The organism is Sedimenticola hydrogenitrophicus, from assembly GCF_029017505.1.
In the GTDB taxonomy this organism is placed as follows: domain Bacteria; phylum Pseudomonadota; class Gammaproteobacteria; order Chromatiales; family Chromatiaceae; genus Sedimenticola; species Sedimenticola hydrogenitrophicus_A.
Genome location: NZ_JAQGEI010000036.1, coordinates 24,821 through 50,031, shown reverse-complemented (window position 1 = coordinate 50,031; position 25,211 = coordinate 24,821). Strand labels below are relative to the sequence as shown.

Sequence of the window (25,211 nt, the reverse complement as noted above, 5' to 3'; positions counted from 1 at the left end):
AGGGCCGCCCCCTCGAATTTGATCCCAACCTCGCGCTGCAGAGAGCCATGGAGGTATTTTGGTGTCGCGGATACGAAGCCGCCTCGCTGCAGAACCTGCTGACGGCAATGGCTATCTCCAAGAGCAGTTTCTACCAGACCTTTGGTAGCAAGCATGAGCTCTTCCAGCGCTGTCTGCAGCTGTTTCGCGAGCGCCAGGTCAGGCTGATGATGGCAGCGCTGGAGCAGGCACCCTCCGGCAGGGAGTTCCTCCGACGCATGCTCAGGTCGGCGGCCAGCGAAGTGGTTGCGGACGAGCCTCCCAAAGGCTGCCTGATCATGAATACGGCGACCGAGTTCTCCGGACGGGATGCGATCGTCGCCGACCTGGTCGGCAAGGGAGCCAGCCAGTTTACCGAGGTGTTTCGCTGTGCCATCGAACGTGCCCAGTCGGCCGGCGAGATCGACGCCGGCAAGGACGCCGAGGTGCTGGCCCGCTACGTCGTCACCACCATGAGCGGACTCAAGACGATGGCCAAGGCGGGCATGCAGACCACGGCCATCGAAGACGTGGCCGAGCTGGCGCTGACCGCTCTGGGCTGAACAGCGCATTTTTTTACCATTTCTGTACCGATCGGTACATATTCATCAAAGGAGATACCGATGCTTGCCGAATACCAGATCACCCTTCCCGCTCAAACCATCGAAACGGCCGAGCCGAAAGGAAAAACGCTGCTCGAAACCGCTCAGGCCAATCTTGGCTTCATCCCCAACATGTATAGCAATATGGTCAATTCGCCGGGCCTGCTTGAGACCTACCTGACCGGCTACGCGGCATTCCGCACGGATTCCGGCTTCTCGGCACCGGAGCAGGAGGTGGTCTTCCTTACCATCAGCCGCGAAAACGGTTGCGAATACTGCGTCTCCGCGCACTCCTTCCTGGCCGACATGAAGTCCAAGCTGGCCCCGGAAGTAACCGACGCCATCCGCAACGGCACCGCCATCACCGATACCCGGCTGGCGGCGTTGTCTGAATTCACCCGGGTTGTGGCGAACAAGCGCGGCCTGCCGTCAAAGGCTGACACCGAGGCATTCCTGGCGGCCGGCTATAGCGAACGGCAGATCCTCGAGATCGTCCTCGCCCTAGCGGTGAAAACCCTCAGTAACTACGCCAACCACCTGTTCCATACACCACTCGACCCGGTATTCGAGGAGCGGCGCTGGAGCGACCCGTCCTGATCGGGTCCCGGGGGGCCTTGACGGGCTCCCCTGGCGCAACCTTGTCAACCCGATCGCTGCAAAAATCGACTTGTAGGAGCGCCTCTGGCGCGAAGGTGTTCGCGGCAAAGCCGCTCCTACGGGTGCAATTCTGGACTTCACCAGTGGTGCAATCCAGAAAACCATGCAACAGGTCTATTTCATCCGGCAGATAACGGGGTGACACAAATCATTGGGCCATGATTAATGCAACTATTGGGTCAACAAATATGCCGCCGGCGAGTTCTGGGGGAATCCCGACGACAGTTGCGCAAGCGACCACGCGATGCTGTGCCGGGCCGCGAAATATTCCATCCCCCGTCCCGGTCTTGTCTCTGAAACAGGCATCGAACTATTTTGTCACGGCCATAGACAGACTGAGGACTCATACGACATGAAAATCGACCCACTGTTACCCGACCAGAGCCGCGGCGAACGCTACCTGCGTCAACTGTTCAATCGCCCCTGGCTGGTGGCCCTGGTGGTTGGCAGTGCCATCCACGGGCTGATCACCCTGGATCTGTGGTGGTTCGGGTCCGCGGAGTATCTCCCCATCCACTGGCAACTGCTGATCGACAACCCGGTCTGCGCCGTCATCCAGTTGCTGATTCCCTACTTTGTACCCTGGGTAATCACCAGCATGGCCAACCGGCTCAACTGCAAGTCCCGCGACTGCCTGATGGCGGCATTTCCCGAAGCCAATCCTGATCTGGTAATCAAACTCGATTCTGACGGAGCACCGCGATACATCAATCGGGCGGTGATACAGCGGCTGTATGAGGCGGGGCTTTCATTGGAACATCCTGAGGAGATCCTGCCTCACGACTACCGGCAACGGCTGTTTGGCAACGCGGAAACCACGTTGCGTCTTTGGCATGAGATCCAGGGTCAACACATCGAATACCTGGCGCGGCGCGAGCCCGGTAGCGGTGGCGTCTTCATCAGCGGACGCATACAAACCGTATAAGCAATTCACGATGCATCCGTGTGCGGAAAGCATCTCCCGCTGGGCGCCTGGATTGAAGAGAGCGCCGGCGATTTAACTGAAAGGAAAACCGTGAACACACAGATCACCATTGAGGGAAAACGCCTGGGTATTCAACTGAGTCGCCGCGCCGAACAGGCACTGTCGCAACGCCAGACGCCGCTGATAACGGAGATGGAGCTTTACTTCAGTTGTCTGGTACGCAAACAGGTGCGGTTCCATGAAGGGGCGGACAATCTCCCGGGTGAGTCGGTAGCGGTCAACGACAGACTCCGGGTTCGCTTCCGTCCGGTAATGACCCAGTCCTGCCATGTCGATGAAATCGCGGGTAAAGCGCCGCCGCTAACCGATTTCCCGGTCGTCAATGCGGCGGCGTTTGTCCCCCACTGGTTGCGTATCGACTATAGGAACGGCCAGTGGCGGGGGGAGTTTGGCTACTGCTGAGCGTTCAGTCAGAGCACCTGGAAAATCAACGATTCGCCGGGAGCCTGGCGGACCGAATCGGTAAATTATTGGCCAAACCCTGAAAAGAAAGGGCGCATTTCCCGGTCCTGTAGGTATATGCCCCGCTTGGTAAAAACCTTTTGGGGTTGTTTCTTCGCGGCGGTCATGGGCCACCCTGTAAGGAACACTAAGCTCCAGCGACTTTAGCAAGTTCCACTTAAAAGAAATCCCAACATTTTTCACCAAAGGAGAAGCAACATGAAAAACCCCTGTTCCAGGAAGAAACTGACGGCCCTCATCAGCGGATGTCTCGCCGTGGTCGCCCTCGGCGGCAGCCCCCTCTACGCCGCTAATCCCTGCGCGGCCAAACCGGCGAATCCCTGTGCGGCAAAACCGATGAATCCGTGTGCGGCCAACCCCTGCGCGGCGAAAGCCATGAATCCCTGCGCGGCCAATCCCTGCGCGGCCAATCCCTGTGCGGCCAAGAACCCTTGCGCGGCCAAGCCGATGAACCCCTGCTCCGCGAAATAACCGGTTGGCGGCGGGCCGGTGCCCGCCGCCATTGCGCGGTTCATGCTCATTATCTTCCGCCAAGGGTTGGCTTGTTAGCTGCAAATGAACTAAAATCGTAAATATAGGGTGAATAAGCCGGTGGGCGCGTGCCATCCTAAGGTCCGGAAACGGTACATGCTTGTACCGCTCCTCACCAATGCAGCTAAATTGCCGTCATACGGGAGAGTGATATGCTCAGGGTATTGGAATGGGTGGGCGGACGGCTCGGCCGCTGGCTGAGCAAACCGGCGCATATTCATGATACGTCGCGGCCGACACCCGGGCCTCTGCTCGTCTCCACGATTCAACCGGGGGATGTGCTGCTGGTCGAAGGGAACAGTCGAGTGAGTGTGGCGATCAAGTACCTGACCCAGTCCACCTGGTCGCATGCGGCGCTCTACGTCGGGGCGCAGGAAGACAGGCTTCCCGGGGTGGCCGGTGATAGTGAGCCACCCTGCTTTGTCGAGGCCGATATCACTGAGGGTATCCGCCTGGTCGGCATTTCCGAGTTTAATGGCCTGCATAGCAGAATCTGCCGTCCGATCGGTCTGCGGGCAGCCGAACTTGAACAGCTGATCGCCTACGCGCTATCCCGGGTCGGGCAACACTACGATCTCAGGAATGTGATCGATCTGGCGCGCTACCTGCTCCCGACACCCCCCGTGCCGGTACAGTGGCGCCGCCGCATGCTCGCTTTCGGCAGTGGCGATCCGACACGGGCGATCTGCTCGACCTTGATCGCCCAGTGTTTTCAGTCTATTCGCTACCCGATCCTGCCGATCGCCAGCGTGGCATCCGCTTCCACGCCCGGCTGTCGCGAGTGCACCAAAGAGAGCCTCCGGGTTCGGCATCACAGTCTGTTTGTGCCGCGGGACTTCGATGTTTCACCCTATTTTCGGGTGATCAAGCCCACTGTCGAAATGGGGTTCGATTTTCGTCAGTTGCCTTGGGAGGATCAGGATCTGAATGAACAGCGGATTACTACGGGTGTGGATTCCGTCTACCCTTAGGTCACCGGAACGGCGCCATAGGCGCGTGGATACCCCTGAATACAGGGACCAGGAGCTGAACAGTCATTGTAAGGAATATTAAATTCCAGCGACTAACCGCTGGAGATTCCCGCCTGAGGAGATATCAGGATTTCACCCATCAAAGGAGAATAATTATGACCACGACTTTTTCCAGGAAGAAACTGACCGCCATTATCGGCGGATGCCTCGCTGTAGTCGCCCTCGGCAGCGGCCCACTGCAGGCCGCCAATCCCTGTGCGGCGAAGCCGATGAATCCCTGCGCGGCCAAGCCGATGAATCCCTGCGCGGCCAAGCCGATGAATCCCTGCGCCGCGAAGCCGATGAATCCCTGCGCCGCGAAGCCAATGAACCCCTGCGCGGCCAAGCCGATGAACCCCTGTGCCGCGAAACCGATGAACCCCTGCGCGGCCAAAAACATGTCCGCGGACGTGACACGCCCCGCGGACTACAAGCCCTACAAGGGCGACCACGCGGCCCTGGTTGCCGAGGGAGCCAAGCTGTTCAGTGATACCAGCCTGAGCACCAACGGTATGTCCTGCAACTCTTGCCACAACAACAACGCCATGTTCCAGGCCTCATTCGCGCAACCGTATCCCCACTATGTGCAGATGGCCAATGATCAGTTCAAGCTGAAGGCGGTCCACGCCGATGAGATGGTTCAGCTGTGCATGGTCGCACCCATGGCCGCCAAACCGTTGCCCTGGGACTCCCGGGAACTGGCGGCCCTCACCGCCTACGTCACCGAACAGCAGAAGGGCTTTGCCAAGCAGCACAAAATGGGGGCAATGAACCCTTGTGCAGCCAAGAACCCTTGCGCGGCGAAGCCGATGAACCCTTGCGCCGCGAAACCGATGAATCCGTGCGCAGCCAAGCCGATGAACCCCTGCTCCGCGAAATAGCCGATTGGCGGGGGAGCATTACACGTTTGTCCGGAGGGGCTGGTGCCTTCTGCCGAGGGCGTCTGCCGCCAGGAATGGGTTAACGGCGTCCCTCGACAGAAGGTGCCAGCCCCTCCACCGCGAATTCAGAACAATTGTGTAATACTCCCAGTGGGGGCGGGCTTGGGCCCGCCGCCCATCCAGGCGGCAATCGCCCGGAATTGGCTTCCATTAGGTACTGATTAATCACATTTGATGAATGAATCCCTGAACAGAATATCGGACGCGGAGAAGGTGTCGCCCACCGCGTCGGTATCCCTCGACGGCTCCCGTAGAACCATTCAGTGGGGCGTATTTTCAATAGCGTCACTCGTTGTCCTGGTGCTGGTGGCGGTTGTCGGCACACCGCGCATGGCGCTACTGCTGCTGTTGGGCGTTGCCCTGGGCATCTCCCTGCAACATGGCGCCTTTGGTTTTACCAGCGCCTACCGACGCTTCCTGCTAAAGCGCGAAACCCCGGCGCTGCAGGCCCAACTGCTCATGCTCGCCGTCGCCACGCTGCTGTTCGCGCCCTTTCTCAGTGAGGGCCAGTTTCTCGGTCGCGGCCTGGTCGGCGCCTGGGCGCCGGCCGGCCTGCAGGTGGCCGCCGGCGCCTTCCTGTTCGGCATCGGTATGCAACTGGGTGACGGCTGCGGCTCCGGCACCCTCTACAAGGCCGGCGGCGGTGCGCCGCGCATGGCCATCACCCTGATCGCGTTTTGCGCCGGCTCCTTCTGGGCCAGCCTGCATATGGGCCAGTGGCAGACACTGCCGTCGTTACAGACCCAGTCGCTTGCCGAGCCCCTGGGCTATCCGTTGGCGGTCGCCCTACAGCTTGGGTTCATCGGCCTGCTCGCCCTGCTGTTGCGTCGCTGGGGTATCCAGCGCGATGCCTCGCCCGGCAGGCCGCTGGGATTCTGGCGGCGCCTGTCGACCGGCCCCTGGAGTCTGACCGCCGCCGCCCTGGCGCTTGCCCTGCTCAGTCTGGCCACGCTGCTCACCGCCGGCCACCCCTGGACCATCACCTGGGCCTTCACCCTGTGGGGCGCCAAGGCCGCGCTGTTATTCGGCTGGGATCCCGCCACCGCGCCCTTCTGGACCGGGGGCTTTCAGCAGGCGGCGCTCCAGGGCAGTGTGTTACAGGATGTGACCTCGGTGATGGATATCGGCATCCTGTTCGGGGCGCTGGCCGCGACCGGCCTGGGTGGTCGCTTCCTGCCATCCTTCCGCATCCCGGTGCGTTCCCTGGCGGCTGCCATTATCGGCGGCCTGCTGATGGGCTACGGCGCCCGCATCGCCTACGGCTGCAATATCGGCGCCTTCTTCTCCGGGGTCGCCTCGCTCAGCCTGCACGGCTGGCTGTGGATCGTCTGCGCCCTAGCCGGCAGCGTGCTGGGCGTGCGCTGGCGGCCCCTGTTCGGACTTTCGAACCGATGAACAGTGCAGTGATATCCCGTCCACCAGCCATCCTGTCACCCCCCGATCCGGCCCGGCTACCCGCCGGGGCAATTAAGCAGATGCTCATGGCGGGCGACGACGTCAATACCTGTATGCGGGCACTGGAACGGGTCGGGCTCAACCTGGTGGGCGAGGCGCTCAAGGGCCAGGGGGAGTTCATCGAGCTGGAGCACTATCCAAAGGATGATGTGTTCGATGACGAGACCCATGGCCAGTACTACTACCACGCCCACCGCGCCGACCACGCCGAACACGGCCACTTCCATACCTTTCTGCGCGCCGGCGGCATGCCCGGGGATACCCGCCCCCTGGATTACCACCTGGCCAGTGTGCCCTGGCCCCTGGGGGACCAGGCCATCGCCCATCTGGCTGGCATCTCCATGGATGCCTGGGGCAGGCCCATCGGGCTGTTCGCCGCCAACCGCTGGGTCACCGGTGAGACCTGGTATCCGGCCGGGAGCGTCATTGAGATGCTGCCGCGTTTCTCCATCGGCCATGCCTGGCCCTCCTGGCCGCTGAACCGCTGGATCAGCGCCATGTTGCGGCTGTTCCGGCCGCACATCGAGGCCCTGATCCTGCACCGAGATGTCGTGATCAATGCCTGGCAACAGGCCCACCCGGAGCAGGATGTGTTCGAGGAGCGTGAGCTGGAATTGACCGGTTATCTGGCCATTTCGGTGGACGACTGGATGACGGAGCTGCGGCGGGTGTCGTCATGAACCGGCTCCGTTTTCGGGTCGCGTTGGCCTGCTGGACGCTGCTGATGAGCGGCGCAACGGTATCAATGGCGGACGACGATAGCGTCGCTGCCATCGACAGCTTCCTCAGCCGCCACTGGCAGCGCCCGCTGCCACCCCAGGGGGAGGCACCGGCCGGTTTTTCTCCACTGGAGAGCTCCCTGGATCCCCGCGCCTGCGGCGCCTGCCATCCCCACCAGTTCCAGGATTGGCAGCGCAGCCTGCACGCCCACGCCATGGGTCCCGGCCTGCTTGGACAGCTCATTGAGATGGACCCCACCAACCGCGAGGAACACCAGGCCTGTCTGCGCTGCCACGCCCCTCTGGCGGAGCAGGCCGAGGAACTGGCGACCTGGATCGCCGAGGGTAACAGCGGCGCGGTCCCAGTCACGCCGGTCGGCGTGCCCACCGGCCCACTGTTCAATCAGGGGCTGATCTGCGCCGCCTGCCACCTGCGCACCTGGGAGATTCACGGCCCGCCCGCCCGGGACGGGGGCGAGAAAACCGCTGGACCACACGGTGGCTTTACCGCGGACGCGGCCTTCGAGTCTTCACGCTTCTGTGCCGCCTGCCACCAGTTCGAGGCGGACGGCTTCGCCCTCAACGGGAAACTGCTGGAAAACACCTTCGCGGAGTGGCGCGCCAGCCCCCAGGCGGCGGCCGGACAGAGCTGCCAGTCCTGTCACATGCCGGACCGCCGCCACCTGTGGCGCGGCATTCACGACAAGGATACCGTGCTGTCGGGGGTGGAGATCGGGCTTGACGGTGTCACGGCCACCGGCCCGACGCTCTCCGCCCGGCTCAACCTGACCAACAGCGGCGTCGGCCACCATTTTCCCACCTACGTGACGCCCCGCGTGGTGATGGAGGCGGTACAGTTGGACGCGGACGGTACGCTGCTGCCCCAGACCCGGGAGGAGCGGATCATCGCCCGTCAGGTGAGCATGGACCTGAGCGAGGAGTTATCCGACACCCGCCTGGCGCCGGGCGAGAGCATCAGTCTCGACTACCGGCAGCCGCGCGATCCACAAGCCGGTTCCCTGCGCTTGCGCATCCGGGTCGAACCGGACCGCTTTTACCGGGACTTCTACCAGGCAATGCTTGATAACGGCTGGGCCGGTAAAGGCAGCGGATTGCTGCGGCGTGCGCTCGATGCTGCCGATGCGTCGGTCTTTACCCTGTTTGAGCGGGATATTCCATTGCCATGATATAGGGTGTCTACGAGCGCTATGTGTAATCCTATTTCAGTATTTTAAAGCCTGGCTGCTTCGCGGCGTTCTTATCAAATGTCACCGTTGTGTCACAACCTTGTGATTCATTGACCCTGGCCAGTAGATGGTCTGGAAAATCCGCATTGGAGTTTTTGTAGTCATTCAGCGCACGCCAGACGATTTCCGGTCCCATCACTTCCAATTGACCCACTTGTAATAACTGCTCGATGATGGAGGCAATTTGCTGGCGATCCTGCTGATAATTACTCTCCAGTACCCACGCCAGCTCACACAATACGATCTGACCGATAAAGCATGGGCTTTCATCCGTGCAATACGTCTCTATAAATTTAGAGGCTTGAGCGGCCTGTTTGGGATCATCTTGTACCAGGTAACGAACCAGTACATTGGTATCCAGCCCCCTCAAGATCGGCTACCCCTCGCCTTGACAGTTGCCGCCATATCTTCGATAGACACGGGCTTGTCAGGTTTAGCCACTATCCCTTTCAAAGAAGTCACACTTTTGGTTACAGGAATGAAACTCACCCGGTCATCACCCTCAAAAATGAAACTGATTTTGTCACCGCTATGAAGGCCAAGCCGTGCCCTGACATCTTTTGGAATCGTGATTTGGCCCTTGCTGGTAATAGTGGCAGCAGACATAAGATGCTCCTCATAAACAACTTGCGGGTTATTATATTCCTTACTTATTGGTAAGGCAATATATCAGGCAAGTTCTGCAAATGCGAAAGAATAGCGCCCGATATCCCCGACATTATTCAAACCCCACCACCAGCCGCTTACTAACCCATTAGCCATCGCTTGGAGTTTGTTCAGCGCGAGATCGTTACCGGGCTTCCCCACCCACTGTACGTTAAGCTCCCATTGAGTGGGCTCCATCCAGGCTACAAGCTGAGTCGCAAGCCAGGAAACGCGTTGTTGCCTGTAAGGAATCGACTTGCTCGCCGACCAACTTTCTCGAACGGTGCCATCGGCACAGAGATAGATCACGACCTTACAGGAGCAACCATGAAGTACCTTCCGCGAAAGAGACCTGCAACCCTGATCCTTATTGGCGCGCTGGCGCTGGCCGCTTCCGGCCAGAGCCTGGCCACCGGCGACGCGAGCGCGGGCAAAGAGAAGGCCCAGAGCCTGGGCTGTGTCTCCTGTCACGGACGGGAAGGGATCAGCGCCAATCCCATGTACCCCAACCTGGCCGGACAGAAGGGACTCTACCTGCTGAAGCAATTGAAGGCGTTCAAGCACAAGGAACGCACCAACCCGATCATGCTGAGCCAGGCCAAGGGACTTTCGGATCAAGATATGAAGGATCTCGCCAGCTACTTCAACAGCCTGCGCTGAGGGCCGGGGACACCACATGCATGAAATGCTTCCACTATTGTTGAATACCGACTTTCCGCTCCTGCGGCGCAGCCGGCTGGAAATCCTCCAGGCCAACCTCGGCTACCGCTGTAACCAGTCCTGCCAGCATTGCCATGTGGCGGCAGGTCCGAAACGCGTGGAAGCGATGACCCGGACGACCATGGCCCTGTTATTACACTTCGCGGACCGGCAGGGTATCACCACCCTGGATCTCACCGGCGGCGCCCCGGAACTCAACCCGGACTTCCGCCACCTGGTGATCGCCGCGCGTGAACAAGGGCTGCATGTCATCGACCGCTGTAATCTCACTATACTCAACGAACCCGGCCAGGAGGATCTGGCGCGGTTCCTCGCCGATAACGACGTGGAAATCATCGCCTCGCTACCCTGCTACCTGGAGGAGAATGTGGACCGGCAACGGGGCTCGGGGGTGTTTGGCAGCAGTCTCGCCGGCCTGCGCAAACTCAATGCGTTGGGTTACGGAGAACCGGACAGCGGCAAACGACTGAATCTGGTCTACAACCCTGACGGTCCGAGCCTGCCGCCCGATCAGCGGCAACTGGAGGCCGACTACCGGACGCAGTTGCAGTCCCGCTTCGGCATTGTCTTCAACCAGCTGTACGCCCTGGCCAACATGCCGATCCGCCGCTTCGGCAGCCAACTCATCTCCCACAACAAATTCTTTGACTACATGGACCTGCTCAAGGGTGCGCACCAGGAAGGCAACCTGGCCTCGGTGATGTGCCGGAACCTGATATCGGTGGACTGGCAGGGCCGGGTGTATGACTGCGACTTCAACCAGATGCTGGGGCTGCCACCGGGCGGCTGCACCGAACCCGTCCACCTCTCCATACTGCTTGATCACGACTTTGCCGGCCGTCCGATCCGGGTGGCCGACCATTGCTACGGCTGTACCGCCGGCCAGGGCAGCAGTTGCGGTGGTGCCCTGAAGGATCATTGAGAACACGGATAACGGACATGCAACCAAGCCAGGGCAAACAACACCCCATGCAAAGCATCATTCAGTCACCCTGTCGCATCCTGGTGCTGTGCACCGGAAACTCGGCGCGCAGCGTGATGGCCGAGGCCATATTCAATCACTTCGGGGGAGGCCATTTCCAGGCCTTCAGCGCCGGCAGCCGACCCACGGGAAAGGTCAATCCACTGGCCCTGGAGCGCATCAGGGAACAGGGACTGTCCGCCGAGGACTACCGCAGCAAGAGCTGGCTGGAGTTCACGACCGAAGACTCGCGACCCCTGGATATCCTGCTGACCGTCTGCGACAGTGCGGCGGCCGAGGTCTGCCCGGCCTTTCCCGGAGATAGTGTTCACATCCATTGGGGTCTGCCCGATCCGGCGGCGGTCACCGACGATCCCGGGCACGCCCGGGCAGCCTTCGCATCCTGCTTCGAAACGCTCCGCTCCCGGGTGGAGACCCTGGTGAGCCTGCCACTGCAGGAGTACGGCAAGCAGGAGCTCGCCCACGCGATGACGCGGATTGCGGCCCGGGAATCATCAGCTGTCGATTTAGAAGGTATCGCTAACTGATGAAATTGCCCCGCTTTTTTCTTGCCCTCCTGTTGGCCACCTCCCTGTCCCCGGCGCTCGCAACGGAAACACCGGTTATCTCCATGGATGGACGGTATGCCGGCGTGCCAGGAGGCAGCACGCCGGTCACGCTCGCCCCACGCCCCATGGATCTCCGCACACGCATCGACGCGGCCCTGAAGGCCAAGGGCGCGGACTACCGACCCCGCACCGAACACCTGCGGCCCGACGGCAGCCCGCGCTACACCAACCGGTTGATCCTGGAGGACTCCCCCTACCTGATCCAGCACGCCCACAATCCGGTGGACTGGTATGCCTGGGGAGCCGAGGCGTTCGAGAAGGCTAAGCGGGAGAACAAGCCGATCTTCCTCTCCATCGGCTACGCCACCTGCCACTGGTGCCACGTCATGGAACGCGAGAGTTTCGAAAACCCGGCCATCGCCGAGCTGCTCAACCGCCACTTCGTCGCCATCAAGGTGGATCGGGAGCGCCGTCCCGAGGTGGATCAGACCTACATGACCGCGGTGCAGCTGATTGCCGGTCGCGGCGGCTGGCCGCTCAACGGCTTCCTCACCCCGGACGGCAAGCCCTTTCATGGCGGCACCTACTACCCACCCGACCCGTTCCGCGACCTGGTGACACGGGTTGCCGCACTTTGGGACGGCAAGCGGCAGGAGGTATTGGACCAGGCCGAACGCGTCGCCCAGGTACTCGCCGCGGTGCAGGCGCGCCAGGCCATGGCGGGCGAAGTGGGCCGCGAGGCGATTCAGGCGGCGGTGACGGAGGCGTTGGAGACACACGACGAACTGCAGGGCGGCTTCGGCCCGGCGCCCAAGTTCCCCCGCGAACCGCTGCTCATGCTGCTGCTGAACGCGGCTGAACGCAGCCCCGAACCGGCACTGCTGGAGGCGATCGGAACCACCCTCGATGCGATTGCCCGGGGCGGCATCCACGATCAGGTAGGCGGCGGTTTCCACCGCTACGCCACCGACAACGACTGGCTGGTGCCCCACTTCGAGAAGATGCTCTACAACCAGGCCCAGCTCGCCCGGGTCTATCTTCTGGCCTGGCGGTTGACCGGCAATCCACTCTATCGCCGCGTCGCCAGCCAGACCCTGGATTACGTACTGCGCGACATGCGCTCGGCGGAAGGCGCCTTCTACTCCGCCATCGATGCCGACAGCGAGGGCCGTGAGGGCACCTTCTTCCTCTGGACGCCGGACCAGCTACGCGGCGTGCTGCCCGCGGAGGACGCGGCACTGGCCATTAACCTGTTCGGCGTCACCGACAACGGCAACTTCGAGGGCGGCAACATCCTGCATCTGCCGCGACCCCTGGCCGAGTTTGCCGGGGAGAACGGCATGTCGCAGACCCAGCTTCTGGATCACATCGACCGCATCCGCGAACGCCTCTACCAGGCGCGGGAGGCGCGCCCCCATCCCCTGCGCGACGACAAGATCCTCACCGCCTGGAACGGCATGATGATCACCACCCTGGCTCAGGCGGGCGATCTGCTCGGCGAGCCCCGCTATACCGAGGCGGCGGCACGGGCCGCGCGCTTCCTGTGGGAGCAAAACCACCGCGAGACCGGCGAGCTGTGGCGCGTGCATCTCGATGGCAGCTCATCCATTCCGGCCCTCCAGGAGGACTACGCCTATTTCGCCGAGGGGCTGCTGCAGCTGTACGACGGCACCGGCGACAGGCTCTGGCTGGTCCGGGCGCGGGAACTGGCCGACGCCATGCTGGAACGCTTCTGGGACGAGACGCGGGGCGGATTTTACATGAGTCACCAGGAAAACCAGCTCACCGCCCTGGGCCGTGCCAGGGAGATGGGCGGCGACACCTCCATGCCCTCCGGCAACTCGGTGGCCCTGCGGGTGCTGCAGATGCTTTCGGTGCGCACCGACTGGTTCGATTACGGCGAGCGGGCCAGAGCCACGCTGGCGGCCTTCGCCGAACCCGTCGCGCGCCATCCCCCGGGTTTCGGTTACCTGCTGGCCGGCGCCGACGACCTGCTGCATGGCGAGTGGGGCAGGCGTCGCTACGCTGCCCTCGGCGGCATACGCATCAGCGCCGCGCAAGTCGGGGCCCGGCGCGTCACCGTGGAACTGGAGATCCCGCCGGGCTGGCATGTCAATGCCCACCAGCCCTTGCAGGAGAATCTGATCCCCACCACCCTCGCCCTCGTGCCCGGCACCGGGGGATGGCACCTGGGACAAATCGACTACCCGGTGGGCGAGCGCCAACAGCTCGAATTTCAGCGCGAACCCCTCTCGCTCTACCAGGGCAAGGTGCAGATCGAGGCCACGATCGAACCCGTTGCACCGGCATCGCGGATCGTGCCGTTAAGATTGGGATTGCAGGCCTGCAACGACCAGGTCTGCCTGGCGCCGGAGACGGTGGAGTTGCACTTGCCTCTGGCGGACGCGGGGATGCCTTGAGAAGTGTGAAGTGTGAAAAGAACAAACCGCACCCTTCGAGGAGGGACTCTCCGATGTCCAGCATGCAATACCCGTTATCGCTCCTATGGGCGACCCCCCTGGTGGCCTTCCTCGGCTATGCCTCGCACCGCGCCAGCCTCTGTACCGTCCGGGCGGTGGGGGATGTCCTGGAATCGCGTCGCTTTGAACGCTTCGGCGGATTCCTGCGGGCCATGCTCTGGGCAATGCTGCTGACCCTGCCGGCGCTCCTCCTGATGCCGAGCTTGTATGCCGCACCCACTCCAACGGCCCCGTTGTGGCTGGGACTGGGCGGGGGTTTCCTGTTCGGCCTCGGGGCGGCCCTGAACGGCGGCTGCTCGTTCTCGACCCTGCAGCGGCTCGCCGATGCCGATTGGCGGATGCTGGCCACGCTGGCGGGCTTCATCATCGGTGTTGCCGCCTGGCAGCTCGCGCCGCCACTGTTCACCCTAAACTCCCAACCGGGCCATCCGTCCCCGGCCTGGCTCATGGCGGCGCTGGCACTGCTGGTCATCTGGGCAGGCGTCGAGATCCGGGCGCTTTGGCCACACCGGCGTGGACTGCGTGAACGACTGGGGGCCGACGCTTACAGCCCCCGGGCCACCGCCGTCCTGCTCGGCCTGGGGGCCGGCGCACTCTACCTGGGATTCGGACCCTGGACCTACACCTATACCCTGCGCGGTTCGGTCAGTGCGCTGGCGGGCGACCCGGTAGCTCCGCCCGCCACCCAACTGCTGCTGGTACCCGTGCTGCTGCTCGGGATGATGATCTCGGCCTGGCGGCGCGGTGCCTGGCACAAGGCGAGGCCGGCCACCGGCTGGCCCCTGAATCTCGGCGGCGGCCTATTGATGGGGCTCGGCGGCGCCCTGATCCCCGGCGGCAACGACACCCTGCTGCTGCGATTGATCCCCACACTCACCCCGCACAGCCTGTGGATCTATCTCATGCTGGTCGCCGGGGTGGCCGGCGGCCTGCTGCTGAAAAGAGCCGCCCTGAACCCGGCACCGGCGGCACGCCGACCGGATGACGACCGGAGTTGCTGAATGGAGGAAATAATCCCCGACAATTCACGGTCTCTTTACTTGTGCTTCATCTAAAATAGTTATGACAACGCTCAATTGGATTAAAACTTCACCAAAAGGAATCAAGATGATCACTTCATCCATGACTATACGACTACGCGGGCTCCTGTTGGCACTCGGCATGCTGTTCATTGCCACCACCCAGGCCGACATCGACACGCCAGTTCCCGGAACCGTCACCCTGCAAACGCCCTATTCGTTCGATGTGCTCGCCACCCGGGTCGAACAGGCGATCGCTAATCACAAGATGGGATTGGTGGCACAGGCCAGCGCCAGCCGCGGCGCCGCGGCACGTGGGGTCAGTATCCCCGGCAATCTGGTACTCATGGTGTTCCGTAACGATTATGCCGTGCGCATGCTCGACGCCAACGTTGCGGCCGGCATCGAGGCACCATTGCGCCTCTACCTGACGGAAAACGGCGACGGTACCTCGAACCTAACCTATCGCCTGCCGAGCGCGACCTTCGCGCCCTATGGCAACCGGGATCTGGATGCGATGGCAACGGAACTCGACGAGATATTCAATGCCATTGTCGGAGACGCCACCCGACGATAATCCCGCGAGGGGTAACAACTAAGGGCCATCAGGATGGAATACACACAACCACTGCTGCGCACCCTGTTCGTCATGGCCTCGGCGGTCGAGGCGCGAGACACCTATACCGGTGGCCACCTCTGGCGAGTCTCGCAATTTGCCCATCTGCTGGCCAGGGATGCCGGACTCCCGCCCGTCGAGCAGGCCCGTATCGCGCTCGGTGGTTTCCTCCATGATCTCGGCAAGATCGGCGTACCGGACGCCATTCTCAACAAACCGGACACGCTTACCGATGACGAGCGTGGGGTGATTCAGACCCATCCCGATGTGGGCCGGCGCCTGCTGCAGAACCATCCCCTCGCCGCATTGGTCATCGATGCCGTGCACGCCCACCACGAGCGCCCCGATGGTCACGGTTACCCGCGCCGTCTCACGCTTGAATCCATTCCGCTCGATGCGCGCATCGTCGGGATCTGCGACGCCTTCGACGCCATGACCAGCACCCGGCCTTACCGCAAGGGCATGCCGATTGAAACCGCGCTGAACATTATCCGTGACAACCTCGGCACCCAGTTCGACCCGGCGCTTGGGGTACGCTTTATCAATCTGGGTGAGGCGAGTCATATGTCGCACATCGTCGGCCACAGCGAACCGGGGATCCCGTTGCAGGCCTGCCCGAATTGTGGTCCGACACTGGTGATTACGCGCCGTGACAAACCCGGTGATCACCTTTACTGCCGATCCTGCGGCGGGGAGTCGGAGCTGTTTCAGGAGGCCGGGCAGTGGCGAACCCGACCGACCGGTGGACGGGGCACGCCCGCACAACTGATGCCACGCCTGGATGATGATCTGATCGATGATCTCCTGGCAGGTGCCAACATCCTGCTTGACGAGGACAAACCGAACCTGCTGTCTCGATTGCGCGGTCAGCTGACAGGTCACGCCTAGCCCTGCCCTTTACCCGCAAATGCCGATGAACACGCGTGTAGGATGGGTGGAGGCGCGGCACCCTTGTTGACGGCTGTTCGCCGCGGTCATGCGCCGTAACCCAACTTCGGATGCGGATGCAAGTGCGCGATGGGTTGCGCACCGGAGAGGGAGCCGGCGGAGAGTTCATCGGGGCGCTCCACCCATCCTACGTCCTGAAATTAAAAATAATGAGAGAGGGAAGTGATGCACCGCAATTTTTTTCTGTTTACCGTCGGGTCGCTGGCAATCGTCGCGCTGCTTTATTGGCTATGGCCACCGGGCGTATGGGTGCTCCTGGTACTGATCCCGCTGATACTGCTGGGCCTGTATGACATGTCCCAGCCACATCATTCGCTACGCCGGAATTATCCGCTGTTCGGGCGTGGGCGCTGGTTCATGGAGTGGCTGCGCCCCTTCATCCGCCAGTACCTGATCGAGTCGGACACCGACGGCGCGCCGATCAACCGGATGTTCCGCAACATTGTCTACCAGCGCGCCAAGGGCGCACTGGAGAGCGTACCCTTCGGCACCCAGATAGACACCTATCGTGACGGCTACGAATGGATCGGCCACTCCATCTCCGCCATCGATGTAACCGAGGTGGAGCATGACCTGCGGGTCAGCGTCGGTGGCCCCGATTGCCGGCAACCCTACCGGGCGAGCATTTTCAATATCTCCGCCATGAGCTTCGGCGCCCTGAGCCGCAATGCCATACTCGCGCTCAACGGCGGGGCCAAGGCGGGCGGTTTCTACCACAACACCGGCGAGGGCGGCATAAGCCCCTACCACCTGGAACCGGGAGGGGACCTGGTGTGGCAGATCGGCACCGGTTATTTCGGCTGCCGCGACCACGCCGGCCGGTTCTCCCCCGAGACCTTTCGCGAAAAGGCGACACTGCCGAATATCAGGATGATCGAGATCAAACTCTCCCAGGGGGCGAAGCCGGGGCATGGCGGCATCCTCCCGGCCGACAAGAACACCCCCGAGATTGCCGCGATACGGGATGTACCGGTCGCCACCCAGGTCAACTCGCCGCCCGCCCACTCCGCCTTCTCCACGCCGTTGCAGCTACTCGACTTCGTCAAGCTGCTGCGCGACCTCTCCGACGGCAAGCCGGTGGGGTTCAAGTTATCGATCGGGCGCAAGAGCGAATTCATCGCCATCTGCAAGACGATGGTGGCCAGCGGTATCACGCCCGATTTCATCACTGTGGACGGCGGCGAGGGGGGCACCGGCGCGGCTCCGCTGGAGTACACCAACTCCGTCGGCATGCCGCTGCGCGAGGCACTGGCCTTCGTCGACGACTGCCTGACCGGTTTTGGTCTGCGCCAACACATCCGTATCATCGCCTCGGGCAAGGTGTTCACCGCCTTCCATCTGGTCAAGAACCTGGCGCTGGGGGCGGATATCTGCAACAGCGCGCGCGGCATGATGCTGGCGCTCGGCTGTGTCCAGTCGCTCACCTGCAACAGCAACCACTGCCCCTCGGGGGTGGCGACCCAGGATCCCCGCCTCTACCGCGGCCTGGTGGTGACCGACAAGGCGCGCCGGGTGACCCAGTTCCATGCCAAGACCGTGCATGCCACCGCCGAAATCATCGCCTCGGCGGGCCTGTGCCACACCGACGAATTGACCCGTACCCATATCTACCGGCGCATTAACCAGGAGACGGTACGGCGTTATGACCAGGTTTTCCCCTACCTCAAGCACGGCTGCCTGCTCTCGGACAATCCGCCCGAGGCCTGGCGGCTCTATCTGGACGAGGCCGACCCCGGCAGCTTCATGCCGAAAATGTGCCTGACCCATATCGACCGGGAGTGTTGCGAAGTCGATGGCTCCGGGCAAGCAGCGCTTCCCGGCACCAAACAGGTCGGTGAAGATAAACATCAAACCATGGAGGACGTTTCATGAAAAATTGGCAGGAGAGACAATTTTCACGGCCGGAGGCCGCCCGTGAGGGTGCGGCACAGGGAGGTGCCTGCCGCATGAAAAATTGGCAGGAGAGCCAATTTTCACGGCCGGAGGCCGCCCGTCAGGGTGCGGCACAGGGAGGTGCCGCATGAAAGCATCGGACCTGTTTATCCAAGCGTTGGAGGCGGAAGGGGTGGAGTACATCTTCGGCATTCCCGGCGAAGAGAATCTTGACCTGCTCAACTCACTCAGGGAGTCGTCGATTCGGTTGATTCTCACCCGCCATGAGCAGGCGGCGGGATTCATGGCCGCCACCTATGGCCGCCTGACCGGCAAGACCGGTGTCTGCATGGCCACCCTGGGACCGGGTGCCACCAACCTGGTCACCGCCGCCGCCTATGCCCAGCTCGGCGCCATGCCGATGCTGATGATTACCGGCCAGAAACCGATCATGGCAAGCAAACAGGGCGAGTTCCAGATTGTCGATGTGGTCGACATGATGCGGCCGCTGACCAAGTACACGCGGCAAATCGGCAGCGCCCACAACATCCCGGCGCGCATACGCGAGGCATTCCGGCGCGCCGAGGATGAACGGCCCGGCGCGGTGCATCTGGAACTCCCGGAGGACATCGCCCACGAGCAGACCGATGCCCGGGTGATTCAGCGTAGCCGCTTCGAGCAGCCACGCGCCAGCGAGCCGTCCCTTGCCTCGGCGAGGCAGATGATCGAGCAGGCCCGGCATCCACTGTTGCTGGTCGGCGCCGGGGCCAATCGCCGCCACACCTGTGGTGTGTTGCGCGCCTTCGTCGACAAGACCGGCATTCCGTTCTTCAGTACGCAGATGGGCAAGGGGGTAATCGACGAGCGCCATCCCCTGTTTATCGGCAACGCGGCCCTGTCCGGCGAGGATTACCTGCATCGGGCCATCGAGGCGGCGGATCTGATTATCAACGTGGGCCACGATGTGGTGGAAAAACCGCCCTTTATCATGGGCAATGTAGCTCGACAGGAGATGGCCGGCGGCCACCTGGAAGGTGCGGGAGACGCCAGCGGGGCCAAGGTGATTCATATCAACTACATCACCGCCTCCATTGACGCGGTCTACTATCCGCAGCAGGGGGTCATCGGCGATATCACCGACACCATGGAACGGCTCACCCGGACGATCGAGCCGCCGGACCATTGGGATTTCAACCGCTTCATGGCGGTGAAGCAGGCGCTCGACGCGCAACTGCTTGAAGGCAGCGACGATGGACGCTTCCCGCTCTACCCGCAGCGGCTGGTGGCGGATGTGCGCCGGGTGATGCCGGATGACGGCATCATCGCACTGGATAACGGGGTCTACAAGATCTGGTTTGCCCGCAACTACCGGGCCTATCTGTCCAACACCGTGCTGCTGGACAACGCCCTGGCCACCATGGGGGCGGGACTGCCCTCGGCCATGGCGGCGAAGATGGTCCGCCCGCAAAGCAAGGTCATGGCCATCTGCGGTGACGGCGGGTTCATGATGAATTCCCAGGAGCTGGAGACCGCCGTGCGTCTGGGCCTGGATCTGGTGATACTGATCCTGCGCGATGATGCCTATGGCATGATCAAATGGAAGCAGGCCAACATGGGTTTTGATGACTTCGGTCTCGATTACGCCAATCCGGACTTTGTGCAGTATGCCAGGAGCTATGGGGCGCAGGGCCATCGCGTGGAATCGGCGGATCATCTGCTGCCGTTGCTGAAGCAGTGCCTGGACAGTCCCGGGGTGCATCTGGTGGATGCCCAGGTCGATTACCGTGACAACGACCGTATCCTCAACCACGAGATCAAGGAAAAGAGCCGTACCATTTAACCCCAGGGAGAACACCATGCCTGAACACTTTCCGCTGATGATCGCCGGGGCCATCGAGCCCGCCAGTTCGCTGGAGGTCGTGGCGCCCTTCGACCAATCACCTATCGCCAAGGTCGATACCTGCGGTGCCGATGGCATCGAACAGGCACTGCAAACCGCCTACACGCTATTTCGCGACCGTGATGCCTGGCTGCCTGTGCATCGGCGCATTGCCATTCTTGAACAGTGCGCCGAACTGATCCGCGCGCGCGCCGAGTTCCTGGCCATCGAGGCGGCGCGTGAAGGGGGCAAGCCGCTGATCGATTCACGCGTCGAGGTGGTGCGTGCCATTGACAGTATCCGCCTCTGCGCCGAGTCGCTGCGCGGCGCAACGGGTGAGGTGATTGCCATGGGCATCAACCCCGCCTCGGCCGGGAAACAGGCCCATACCGTCAGCGAGCCGATTGGCGTGGTGGTGGCACTCAGCGCCTTCAACCACCCACTCAACCTCATCGCCCACCAGATAGGCCCCGCCGTTGCCGCCGGCTGCCCGGTAATCGTCAAACCGGCCCAGGACACGCCGCTCTCCTGCTACCGTCTGGTCGCCCTGCTGCGCGAGGCGGGACTGCCGGACGCCTGGTGCCAGGCACTGGTTAGCGAAAGCAATGAGGTGACCGGCCGGCTGGTGGCGGACCGGCGGGTCGCTTTCCTGAGCTTTATCGGCAGTGCACGGGTGGGCTGGATGCTGCGCTCTCAGCTTGCGCCCGGGGCCCGCTGTGCGCTGGAGCACGGCGGTGCCGCCCCGGTTATCGTGGCCCGGGATGCCGACATCGGGGTGGTGGTACCGAAGCTGCTCAAGGGCGGCTTCTACCATGCTGGCCAGGTCTGCGTCTCGGTCCAGCGGGTATTCGCCCATGCCAGTCTGGCGAGGCAACTGGCCAGCCGGCTCGCCGAGGGCGCGGCCAGGTTGCGTATCGGCGATCCCACCCTGGAACAGACCGAAGTGGGCCCGTTGATCCGCCCCGCCGAGGTCGAGCGCATCGGACACTGGGTCAGGGAGGCGGTGGACGACGGCGCGGAACTGCTCAGTGGCGGCAGGCCACTCTCGGACACCACCTATGCCTGCACCGTGCTGTATGATCCGCCGGACAGTTCCCGGGTCAGCAACGAAGAGATCTTCGGCCCCGTGGTCTGCGTTTATCCCTATACCGACCTCGACGAGGCCATCGCCCGCGCCAACAGCCTGCCCTGGGCGTTTCAGGCGGCGGTGTTTACCGACAGCATGGTAACGGCCAGCCGCGCGGCCGAACGACTCGACGCCTCGGCGGTGATGATCAACGACCACACCGCCTTCCGCGTGGACTGGATGCCCTTTGCCGGGCTCCGCCAATCGGGGCTCGGCGTGGGCGGCATCCCCTATACCCTGCACGACATGCAGGTGCGGAAGATGATTGTCGTGGAGGCGGCGACACCGGGCGCCTCATGAAGAACTTAGGGCTCGCGCAAGAATAATTTCGCAGTGCCGAGGGCGTCACTGGGCCCCGCTGGCAAGGCACGCTTTGCAGGCAATGGCCGTTCCCTTGGCAAAAAGCGTAACGCCGCCAGCGGGGTCCAGGGGCGACCGAATACCGAAACTTATTTTTGCGCGAGCCCTTAACCCCAAGTTTGTAGGTTGGGTTAGCGGCGCACAGGCACGACACTTTCATTCCACGAAAACACCCGGGCATTCCACGACAACGCCCGGGCGCCGCATAACCCACCGACTCCCCGACCGTCAAACGGTGGGTTACGGCGCGCGCACGGTAAAATGCAAACGCCCCCTCTGTGCAGGGCGCGCAATTATTCAGAATCTCCCGCCGCATGAAATATTTGAATAATTTTACCGGTCCCCTGTCTGGGGATGGGGTCGAACAGCGATGAAAATGTCACCATTCCTGCTAAATCTACTATCCTAAGGAATGGAGTCAAGAAGTAATGAAAAGTGTCGCCATTCCGACAACCCCTCATTATACGGAGATACCAATATGCACATGAAAAAAACACTCATCTGCACCGCGGTGGGACTGTTTATTGCGAATTCAGCACCCCTTTTTGCAGGCGAGGTTGATGACCTGAAGGCTCAAATTCAGAAATTGATGACCCGGGTCGAGCAGTTGGAAAAACAGAAAACCACCGCCGTCGCCGACAGCAAACCGACCGTTACCTCCGGCGAGAAGCAGGTGCGACTGTCCATCTCGGGGCAAGTCAACCGGGGCCTGCTGATTACCGATGACGGGGAAGAGACGGACTACCACAATGTCGACAATGATGCCTCGTCCACGCGTATCCGCTTCATTGGTGAAGCAGACCCTACCGATGAACTGACGGTAGGTGCGGCGATCGAGGTGCAGTTCGAATCGAATTCCACCGCCGACGTGAGTCAACTGACCAGGGAAACAGGTGATCCCGGCACTGGCACCGACAATTTTACCCAACGCCGGCTGGAGGTCTATTTCGACCATAAACGCTTTGGCAAATTGTGGCTGGGGCAGGGCTGGACGGCCAGCGAGGGGACTTCGGAGTATGATCTGTCGGGGACCGCCCTGGCCGGCTATTCGGATACCGATATCCTGGCGGGCGGCACCTTCTTTCGTGGCAGCGACGGTGTGCTGAGTGCCATCAGGGTAAAGAGCGTCCTCACCAATCTGGATGGTCTCGGGCGTGATGATCGTATCCGCTACGACACGCCCAGCTTCGGTGGATTGAAACTGGCAACCAGCCTGGTGGATGGCGACGCCTGGGATGTGGCAGCCCTCTACTCATCCGCCTTTCCCGGCTTCAAGCTGGTCGGCGCGCTGGCTTATGCCCAGACATCCAGTGCCGACCAGGTCAACGGATCCGCCTCGATCCTGCTCGACAACGGGTTGAATTTCACCCTGGGGGCAGGTGATCAGGACAAGGACGGGACCTCCGCGGACCCGAGCTTCTATTACGCCAAGCTGGGCTATCGCGCATCCTGGTTCAGTGTCGGCAAGACGTCCCTTTCCGTGGACTATCACCAGACGGATGATGCCGGCGTGGCGGGCGACGATGCCAGCAGTGTCGGTCTTCAGCTGGTGCAGGAGATCAAGCCGTGGGCAACCGAGGCCTATGTCGGCCTGAGGAATTATGAATTGGATCGGCCGGGCAGTAATTTCGAGGATGTCTCAGCCTTGCTGGCAGGCGTCCGGGTGAAATTCTGATATGAATAGTCGTTTATCAACAGGGCGCCAATGGGTACTGGTTCTGTTCAGCCTGCTCTGGTTGACCGGCTGTGGCGCCGCACGCAGCTACCAGTACGTCGATCAAACAGAGATTCCACCGGGCCCCGGATTGCTGACGGGTGAACAGGGAGGGTTTGTCCTTAGCGTACCTATACCCGGTAGTCGGTCCAAGTAGTTAGTTAAGGTAAAAGCGGTAAAAGGGGGCGGCGGGAGGAATCCTGCCGCCCCTTTTCGCTTAGGGTTACGCATCAGCCGCCACTGACGATCAGCTTGTAGTCGGGGGTCGGATTGAGGGGGCAGGAGTAGACATACTCACCCGGCTTCAGCTCGACCGGGTAGTCCTGGGTCTTGCCGGTGGTCAGTCCGCCACCCGAGACGCTGGGCAACCGGGCGCGATTGACCAGACCGTCACCGCGCAGCCAGAAACCCAGTTCATAGGGTACATTTTTGTTGCTGACCCGGAATACATAACGCCCGGGCTTGAGCGTCAGCACCTTGGCCTCGGCCAGGCGCTGGTCGCCCGTCCGCTGGTTGATCGCCTGGCAATCGCCGATGCTCTGGGATGAAAAGCCCCGATCGATACCTCTCTCGCTCTCCAGGAACTGACACGGCACCTGGGTCAACTCGATGACTTGCGTCTCCGCCAACACAGGGGCGCTTATAGCAGGGGCCAACACAACCAGACCGGCCATCAGGAATTGGCGCATTTCAATCTCCTCATTATCTTCCATCGCTCAGTGCATGAGACCGGCTCCCGGCGGTGAAATATTTCACTGATTCGATCGCACACCTGAGGGCCGTGTCCGCCGACGGCGCCCACGGGGCGCTCCATGACCGGATTTCGGGGTAGGATGCTGGTGAGCTTGCGAACCGCATCATTGGCTGGCCGCTGGACTGATGCGGTTCGTTTTACTCACCGCATCCTACGGGCTGTAGTTTTGAGAGTGGGTAAACCGGTAGGCGCATGCCATCCTGCCTGTAAGGATAGTCGCCATGTCGCGTCTATACCTGCAGACGCATATAGATACCTTTTGCGCATGCTGGTGTTTACAATAGTCCCTGTTTCATTGACCGCGGGCAGATCATGAACAGTGAAAGGGACGGTAACACCAGCAAAGCGGCGGAGCTTTGGCTGCAAGAGGCGGAGATTGCCACTCTGCGCCGGGATATGCTGCGTTTCGCGAAACTGCAGTTACGCGATGTTGCCACAGCGGAGGACGCGGTCCAGGAGGCACTATCGGCAGCCTACGCGACCCGGGGGCGTTTTGCCGGCCGGGCGCAGGTAAAGACCTGGATATTTTCCATCCTGCGCAACAAAATCATCGACCAGATACGCAGTCAGACACGCCATCCAACCCGCAGTCTTACCCAGGATGATGGCCGCAATGCCGAGGTCGGCGCACTGTTCGATGACGGCGGCTACTGGCACAAGGCGGCGCGCCCCGCCGATTGGGGCGATCCGGAGGCGGCCCTGGGCAGCGAGCAGTTCTGGGTGATATTCGAGATCTGTCTCAACGCCATGGCGGAAAATACGGCGCGCATCTTCACCATGCGCGAGTTTCTCGGCCTGGAGACGGCGGAGATCTGCACGGAACTCGGCATCAGTGAAAACAACTGCTGGGTAATCCTGCATCGGGCCAGATCACGCCTGCGCCTGTGCCTGGAAGAGAACTGGATCAAGCGCGGGTAAATG

At 61.9% G+C, this 25,211-nt stretch carries 25 protein-coding genes; 21 read left to right on the top strand and 4 right to left on the bottom strand.

Annotated features, from left to right (window positions below):
* Positions 1 to 47 precede the first annotated feature (47 nt).
* From O9K64_RS19125 to O9K64_RS19110, 4 genes are all read left to right on the top strand, one after another.
* A complete protein-coding gene (locus O9K64_RS19125) occupies positions 48 to 581 on the top strand; it encodes a TetR/AcrR family transcriptional regulator (protein WP_275099705.1) in 534 nt (177 codons plus the stop codon).
* 60 nt (positions 582 to 641) lie between these two features.
* Entirely contained in the window at positions 642 to 1,217 is a 576-nt protein-coding gene (locus O9K64_RS19120) for a carboxymuconolactone decarboxylase family protein (protein WP_275099704.1), read from the top strand.
* 412 nt (positions 1,218 to 1,629) lie between these two features.
* Positions 1,630 to 2,202 carry a hypothetical protein gene (locus O9K64_RS19115; protein WP_275099702.1) on the top strand — a complete coding sequence of 191 codons (573 nt, stop codon included), beginning with the start codon at positions 1,630 to 1,632 and terminating at the stop codon, positions 2,200 to 2,202.
* A 90-nt stretch (positions 2,203 to 2,292) separates the two neighbouring features.
* Positions 2,293 to 2,664: a hypothetical protein gene (locus O9K64_RS19110; RefSeq protein WP_275099700.1), complete on the top strand. Its 372-nt coding sequence runs from the start codon at positions 2,293 to 2,295 to the stop codon at positions 2,662 to 2,664.
* A gap of 341 nt (positions 2,665 to 3,005) precedes the next feature.
* On the opposite strand, the gene O9K64_RS19105 is transcribed toward O9K64_RS19110, so the two are convergent.
* Positions 3,006 to 3,245, bottom strand: coding sequence for a hypothetical protein (locus O9K64_RS19105; protein ID WP_275099699.1), 240 nt, complete (start codon positions 3,243 to 3,245; stop codon positions 3,006 to 3,008).
* A gap of 162 nt (positions 3,246 to 3,407) precedes the next feature.
* Between O9K64_RS19105 and O9K64_RS19100 the strand changes: the two genes are divergently transcribed.
* The 5 genes from O9K64_RS19100 to O9K64_RS19080 all read left to right on the top strand — a co-directional run bounded on the left by O9K64_RS19100 (position 3,408) and on the right by O9K64_RS19080 (position 8,567).
* Complete coding sequence (locus O9K64_RS19100; RefSeq protein WP_275099698.1) at positions 3,408 to 4,226, top strand: YiiX/YebB-like N1pC/P60 family cysteine hydrolase; 819 nt, start codon at positions 3,408 to 3,410, stop codon at positions 4,224 to 4,226.
* A 155-nt stretch (positions 4,227 to 4,381) separates the two neighbouring features.
* The gene (locus tag O9K64_RS19095) at positions 4,382 to 5,146 is read left to right on the top strand and encodes a cytochrome c peroxidase (RefSeq protein ID WP_275099697.1); all 765 of its coding nucleotides are present in this window, start codon (positions 4,382 to 4,384) and stop codon (positions 5,144 to 5,146) included.
* A 234-nt stretch (positions 5,147 to 5,380) separates the two neighbouring features.
* The gene (locus O9K64_RS19090) at positions 5,381 to 6,601 is read left to right on the top strand and encodes a YeeE/YedE family protein (protein WP_275099696.1); all 1,221 of its coding nucleotides are present in this window, start codon (positions 5,381 to 5,383) and stop codon (positions 6,599 to 6,601) included.
* Entirely contained in the window at positions 6,598 to 7,341 is a 744-nt protein-coding gene (locus tag O9K64_RS19085; RefSeq protein ID WP_275099695.1) for a DUF6969 family protein, read from the top strand. Before O9K64_RS19090 ends, O9K64_RS19085 begins: the two co-directional genes overlap by 4 nt.
* The gene (locus tag O9K64_RS19080) at positions 7,338 to 8,567 is read left to right on the top strand and encodes a multiheme c-type cytochrome (RefSeq protein WP_275099694.1); all 1,230 of its coding nucleotides are present in this window, start codon (positions 7,338 to 7,340) and stop codon (positions 8,565 to 8,567) included. The genes O9K64_RS19085 and O9K64_RS19080 overlap by 4 nt, the downstream gene beginning before the upstream one ends.
* A gap of 31 nt (positions 8,568 to 8,598) precedes the next feature.
* Here the strand turns inward: O9K64_RS19080 and O9K64_RS19075 are convergent, their stop codons facing one another.
* On the bottom strand, positions 8,599 to 8,997 hold the full coding sequence (locus O9K64_RS19075) for a PIN domain-containing protein (RefSeq protein WP_275099693.1): 399 nt from the start codon (positions 8,995 to 8,997) through the stop codon (positions 8,599 to 8,601).
* Complete coding sequence (locus tag O9K64_RS19070; protein WP_275099692.1) at positions 8,994 to 9,233, bottom strand: AbrB/MazE/SpoVT family DNA-binding domain-containing protein; 240 nt, start codon at positions 9,231 to 9,233, stop codon at positions 8,994 to 8,996. The genes O9K64_RS19075 and O9K64_RS19070 overlap by 4 nt, the downstream gene beginning before the upstream one ends.
* A gap of 366 nt (positions 9,234 to 9,599) precedes the next feature.
* Here O9K64_RS19070 and O9K64_RS19065 point away from each other — a divergent pair, with 366 nt between their 5' ends.
* The 11 genes from O9K64_RS19065 to O9K64_RS19015 all read left to right on the top strand — a co-directional run bounded on the left by O9K64_RS19065 (position 9,600) and on the right by O9K64_RS19015 (position 23,497).
* Positions 9,600 to 9,932, top strand: coding sequence for a c-type cytochrome (locus O9K64_RS19065; protein ID WP_275099691.1), 333 nt, complete (start codon positions 9,600 to 9,602; stop codon positions 9,930 to 9,932).
* A gap of 16 nt (positions 9,933 to 9,948) precedes the next feature.
* Positions 9,949 to 10,914, top strand: a complete 966-nt coding sequence (gene arsS / locus O9K64_RS19060) for an arsenosugar biosynthesis radical SAM (seleno)protein ArsS (RefSeq protein WP_275099690.1) — start codon at positions 9,949 to 9,951, stop codon at positions 10,912 to 10,914.
* Positions 10,915 to 10,931: 17 nt separating this feature from the next.
* Positions 10,932 to 11,501 (top strand): arsenate reductase ArsC, encoded by a 570-nt coding sequence (locus O9K64_RS19055; protein WP_275099689.1) that lies wholly within the window; start codon positions 10,932 to 10,934, stop codon positions 11,499 to 11,501.
* Positions 11,501 to 13,942: a DUF255 domain-containing protein gene (locus O9K64_RS19050; protein ID WP_275099688.1), complete on the top strand. Its 2,442-nt coding sequence runs from the start codon at positions 11,501 to 11,503 to the stop codon at positions 13,940 to 13,942. Before O9K64_RS19055 ends, O9K64_RS19050 begins: the two co-directional genes overlap by 1 nt.
* Before the next feature lie 53 nt (positions 13,943 to 13,995).
* Positions 13,996 to 15,003 (top strand): YeeE/YedE thiosulfate transporter family protein, encoded by a 1,008-nt coding sequence (locus tag O9K64_RS19045; RefSeq protein WP_275099687.1) that lies wholly within the window; start codon positions 13,996 to 13,998, stop codon positions 15,001 to 15,003.
* A 121-nt stretch (positions 15,004 to 15,124) separates the two neighbouring features.
* Positions 15,125 to 15,598: a DUF302 domain-containing protein gene (locus O9K64_RS19040; protein WP_275099686.1), complete on the top strand. Its 474-nt coding sequence runs from the start codon at positions 15,125 to 15,127 to the stop codon at positions 15,596 to 15,598.
* A 33-nt stretch (positions 15,599 to 15,631) separates the two neighbouring features.
* A complete protein-coding gene (locus O9K64_RS19035; RefSeq protein WP_275099685.1) occupies positions 15,632 to 16,525 on the top strand; it encodes an HD-GYP domain-containing protein in 894 nt (297 codons plus the stop codon).
* A gap of 225 nt (positions 16,526 to 16,750) precedes the next feature.
* Positions 16,751 to 18,457 carry an FMN-binding glutamate synthase family protein gene (locus O9K64_RS19030; protein ID WP_275099684.1) on the top strand — a complete coding sequence of 569 codons (1,707 nt, stop codon included), beginning with the start codon at positions 16,751 to 16,753 and terminating at the stop codon, positions 18,455 to 18,457.
* A 148-nt stretch (positions 18,458 to 18,605) separates the two neighbouring features.
* A complete protein-coding gene (locus O9K64_RS19025; protein WP_275099683.1) occupies positions 18,606 to 20,297 on the top strand; it encodes an acetolactate synthase large subunit in 1,692 nt (563 codons plus the stop codon).
* 16 nt (positions 20,298 to 20,313) lie between these two features.
* The gene (locus O9K64_RS19020; RefSeq protein WP_275099682.1) at positions 20,314 to 21,762 is read left to right on the top strand and encodes an aldehyde dehydrogenase family protein; all 1,449 of its coding nucleotides are present in this window, start codon (positions 20,314 to 20,316) and stop codon (positions 21,760 to 21,762) included.
* Between the two features lie 544 nt (positions 21,763 to 22,306).
* The gene (locus tag O9K64_RS19015; RefSeq protein ID WP_275099681.1) at positions 22,307 to 23,497 is read left to right on the top strand and encodes a porin; all 1,191 of its coding nucleotides are present in this window, start codon (positions 22,307 to 22,309) and stop codon (positions 23,495 to 23,497) included.
* 269 nt (positions 23,498 to 23,766) lie between these two features.
* Here the strand turns inward: O9K64_RS19015 and O9K64_RS19010 are convergent, their stop codons facing one another.
* Entirely contained in the window at positions 23,767 to 24,225 is a 459-nt protein-coding gene (locus O9K64_RS19010) for a hypothetical protein (RefSeq protein WP_275099680.1), read from the bottom strand.
* Between the two features lie 377 nt (positions 24,226 to 24,602).
* On the opposite strand from O9K64_RS19010, the gene O9K64_RS19005 reads away from it, so the two are divergent.
* Positions 24,603 to 25,208 carry a sigma-70 family RNA polymerase sigma factor gene (locus O9K64_RS19005; RefSeq protein ID WP_275099679.1) on the top strand — a complete coding sequence of 202 codons (606 nt, stop codon included), beginning with the start codon at positions 24,603 to 24,605 and terminating at the stop codon, positions 25,206 to 25,208.
* The last annotated feature ends 3 nt before the right edge of the window (positions 25,209 to 25,211 follow it).

Excerpts from the sequence above, each read along its gene's own strand:
- O9K64_RS19125 (WP_275099705.1), top strand. The coding sequence starts at position 48 with ATGGAGGTATTTTGGTGTCGCGGATACGAAGCCGCCTCGCTGCAGAAC.
- O9K64_RS19120 (WP_275099704.1), top strand. The coding sequence starts at position 642 with ATGCTTGCCGAATACCAGATCACCCTTCCCGCTCAAACCATCGAAACG.
- O9K64_RS19115 (WP_275099702.1), top strand. The coding sequence starts at position 1,630 with ATGAAAATCGACCCACTGTTACCCGACCAGAGCCGCGGCGAACGCTAC.
- O9K64_RS19105 (WP_275099699.1), bottom strand. The coding sequence starts at position 3,245 with ATGAGCATGAACCGCGCAATGGCGGCGGGCACCGGCCCGCCGCCAACC.
- O9K64_RS19100 (WP_275099698.1), top strand. The coding sequence starts at position 3,408 with ATGCTCAGGGTATTGGAATGGGTGGGCGGACGGCTCGGCCGCTGGCTG.
- O9K64_RS19095 (WP_275099697.1), top strand. The coding sequence starts at position 4,382 with ATGACCACGACTTTTTCCAGGAAGAAACTGACCGCCATTATCGGCGGA.
- O9K64_RS19090 (WP_275099696.1), top strand. The coding sequence starts at position 5,381 with ATGAATGAATCCCTGAACAGAATATCGGACGCGGAGAAGGTGTCGCCC.
- O9K64_RS19085 (WP_275099695.1), top strand. The coding sequence starts at position 6,598 with ATGAACAGTGCAGTGATATCCCGTCCACCAGCCATCCTGTCACCCCCC.
- O9K64_RS19080 (WP_275099694.1), top strand. The coding sequence starts at position 7,338 with ATGAACCGGCTCCGTTTTCGGGTCGCGTTGGCCTGCTGGACGCTGCTG.
- O9K64_RS19070 (WP_275099692.1), bottom strand. The coding sequence starts at position 9,233 with ATGTCTGCTGCCACTATTACCAGCAAGGGCCAAATCACGATTCCAAAA.
- O9K64_RS19065 (WP_275099691.1), top strand. The coding sequence starts at position 9,600 with ATGAAGTACCTTCCGCGAAAGAGACCTGCAACCCTGATCCTTATTGGC.
- arsS (WP_275099690.1), top strand. The coding sequence starts at position 9,949 with ATGCATGAAATGCTTCCACTATTGTTGAATACCGACTTTCCGCTCCTG.
- O9K64_RS19055 (WP_275099689.1), top strand. The coding sequence starts at position 10,932 with ATGCAACCAAGCCAGGGCAAACAACACCCCATGCAAAGCATCATTCAG.
- O9K64_RS19050 (WP_275099688.1), top strand. The coding sequence starts at position 11,501 with ATGAAATTGCCCCGCTTTTTTCTTGCCCTCCTGTTGGCCACCTCCCTG.
- O9K64_RS19045 (WP_275099687.1), top strand. The coding sequence starts at position 13,996 with ATGTCCAGCATGCAATACCCGTTATCGCTCCTATGGGCGACCCCCCTG.
- O9K64_RS19040 (WP_275099686.1), top strand. The coding sequence starts at position 15,125 with ATGACTATACGACTACGCGGGCTCCTGTTGGCACTCGGCATGCTGTTC.
- O9K64_RS19035 (WP_275099685.1), top strand. The coding sequence starts at position 15,632 with ATGGAATACACACAACCACTGCTGCGCACCCTGTTCGTCATGGCCTCG.
- O9K64_RS19030 (WP_275099684.1), top strand. The coding sequence starts at position 16,751 with ATGCACCGCAATTTTTTTCTGTTTACCGTCGGGTCGCTGGCAATCGTC.
- O9K64_RS19025 (WP_275099683.1), top strand. The coding sequence starts at position 18,606 with ATGAAAGCATCGGACCTGTTTATCCAAGCGTTGGAGGCGGAAGGGGTG.
- O9K64_RS19020 (WP_275099682.1), top strand. The coding sequence starts at position 20,314 with ATGCCTGAACACTTTCCGCTGATGATCGCCGGGGCCATCGAGCCCGCC.
- O9K64_RS19015 (WP_275099681.1), top strand. The coding sequence starts at position 22,307 with ATGAAAAAAACACTCATCTGCACCGCGGTGGGACTGTTTATTGCGAAT.
- O9K64_RS19010 (WP_275099680.1), bottom strand. The coding sequence starts at position 24,225 with ATGCGCCAATTCCTGATGGCCGGTCTGGTTGTGTTGGCCCCTGCTATA.
- O9K64_RS19005 (WP_275099679.1), top strand. The coding sequence starts at position 24,603 with ATGAACAGTGAAAGGGACGGTAACACCAGCAAAGCGGCGGAGCTTTGG.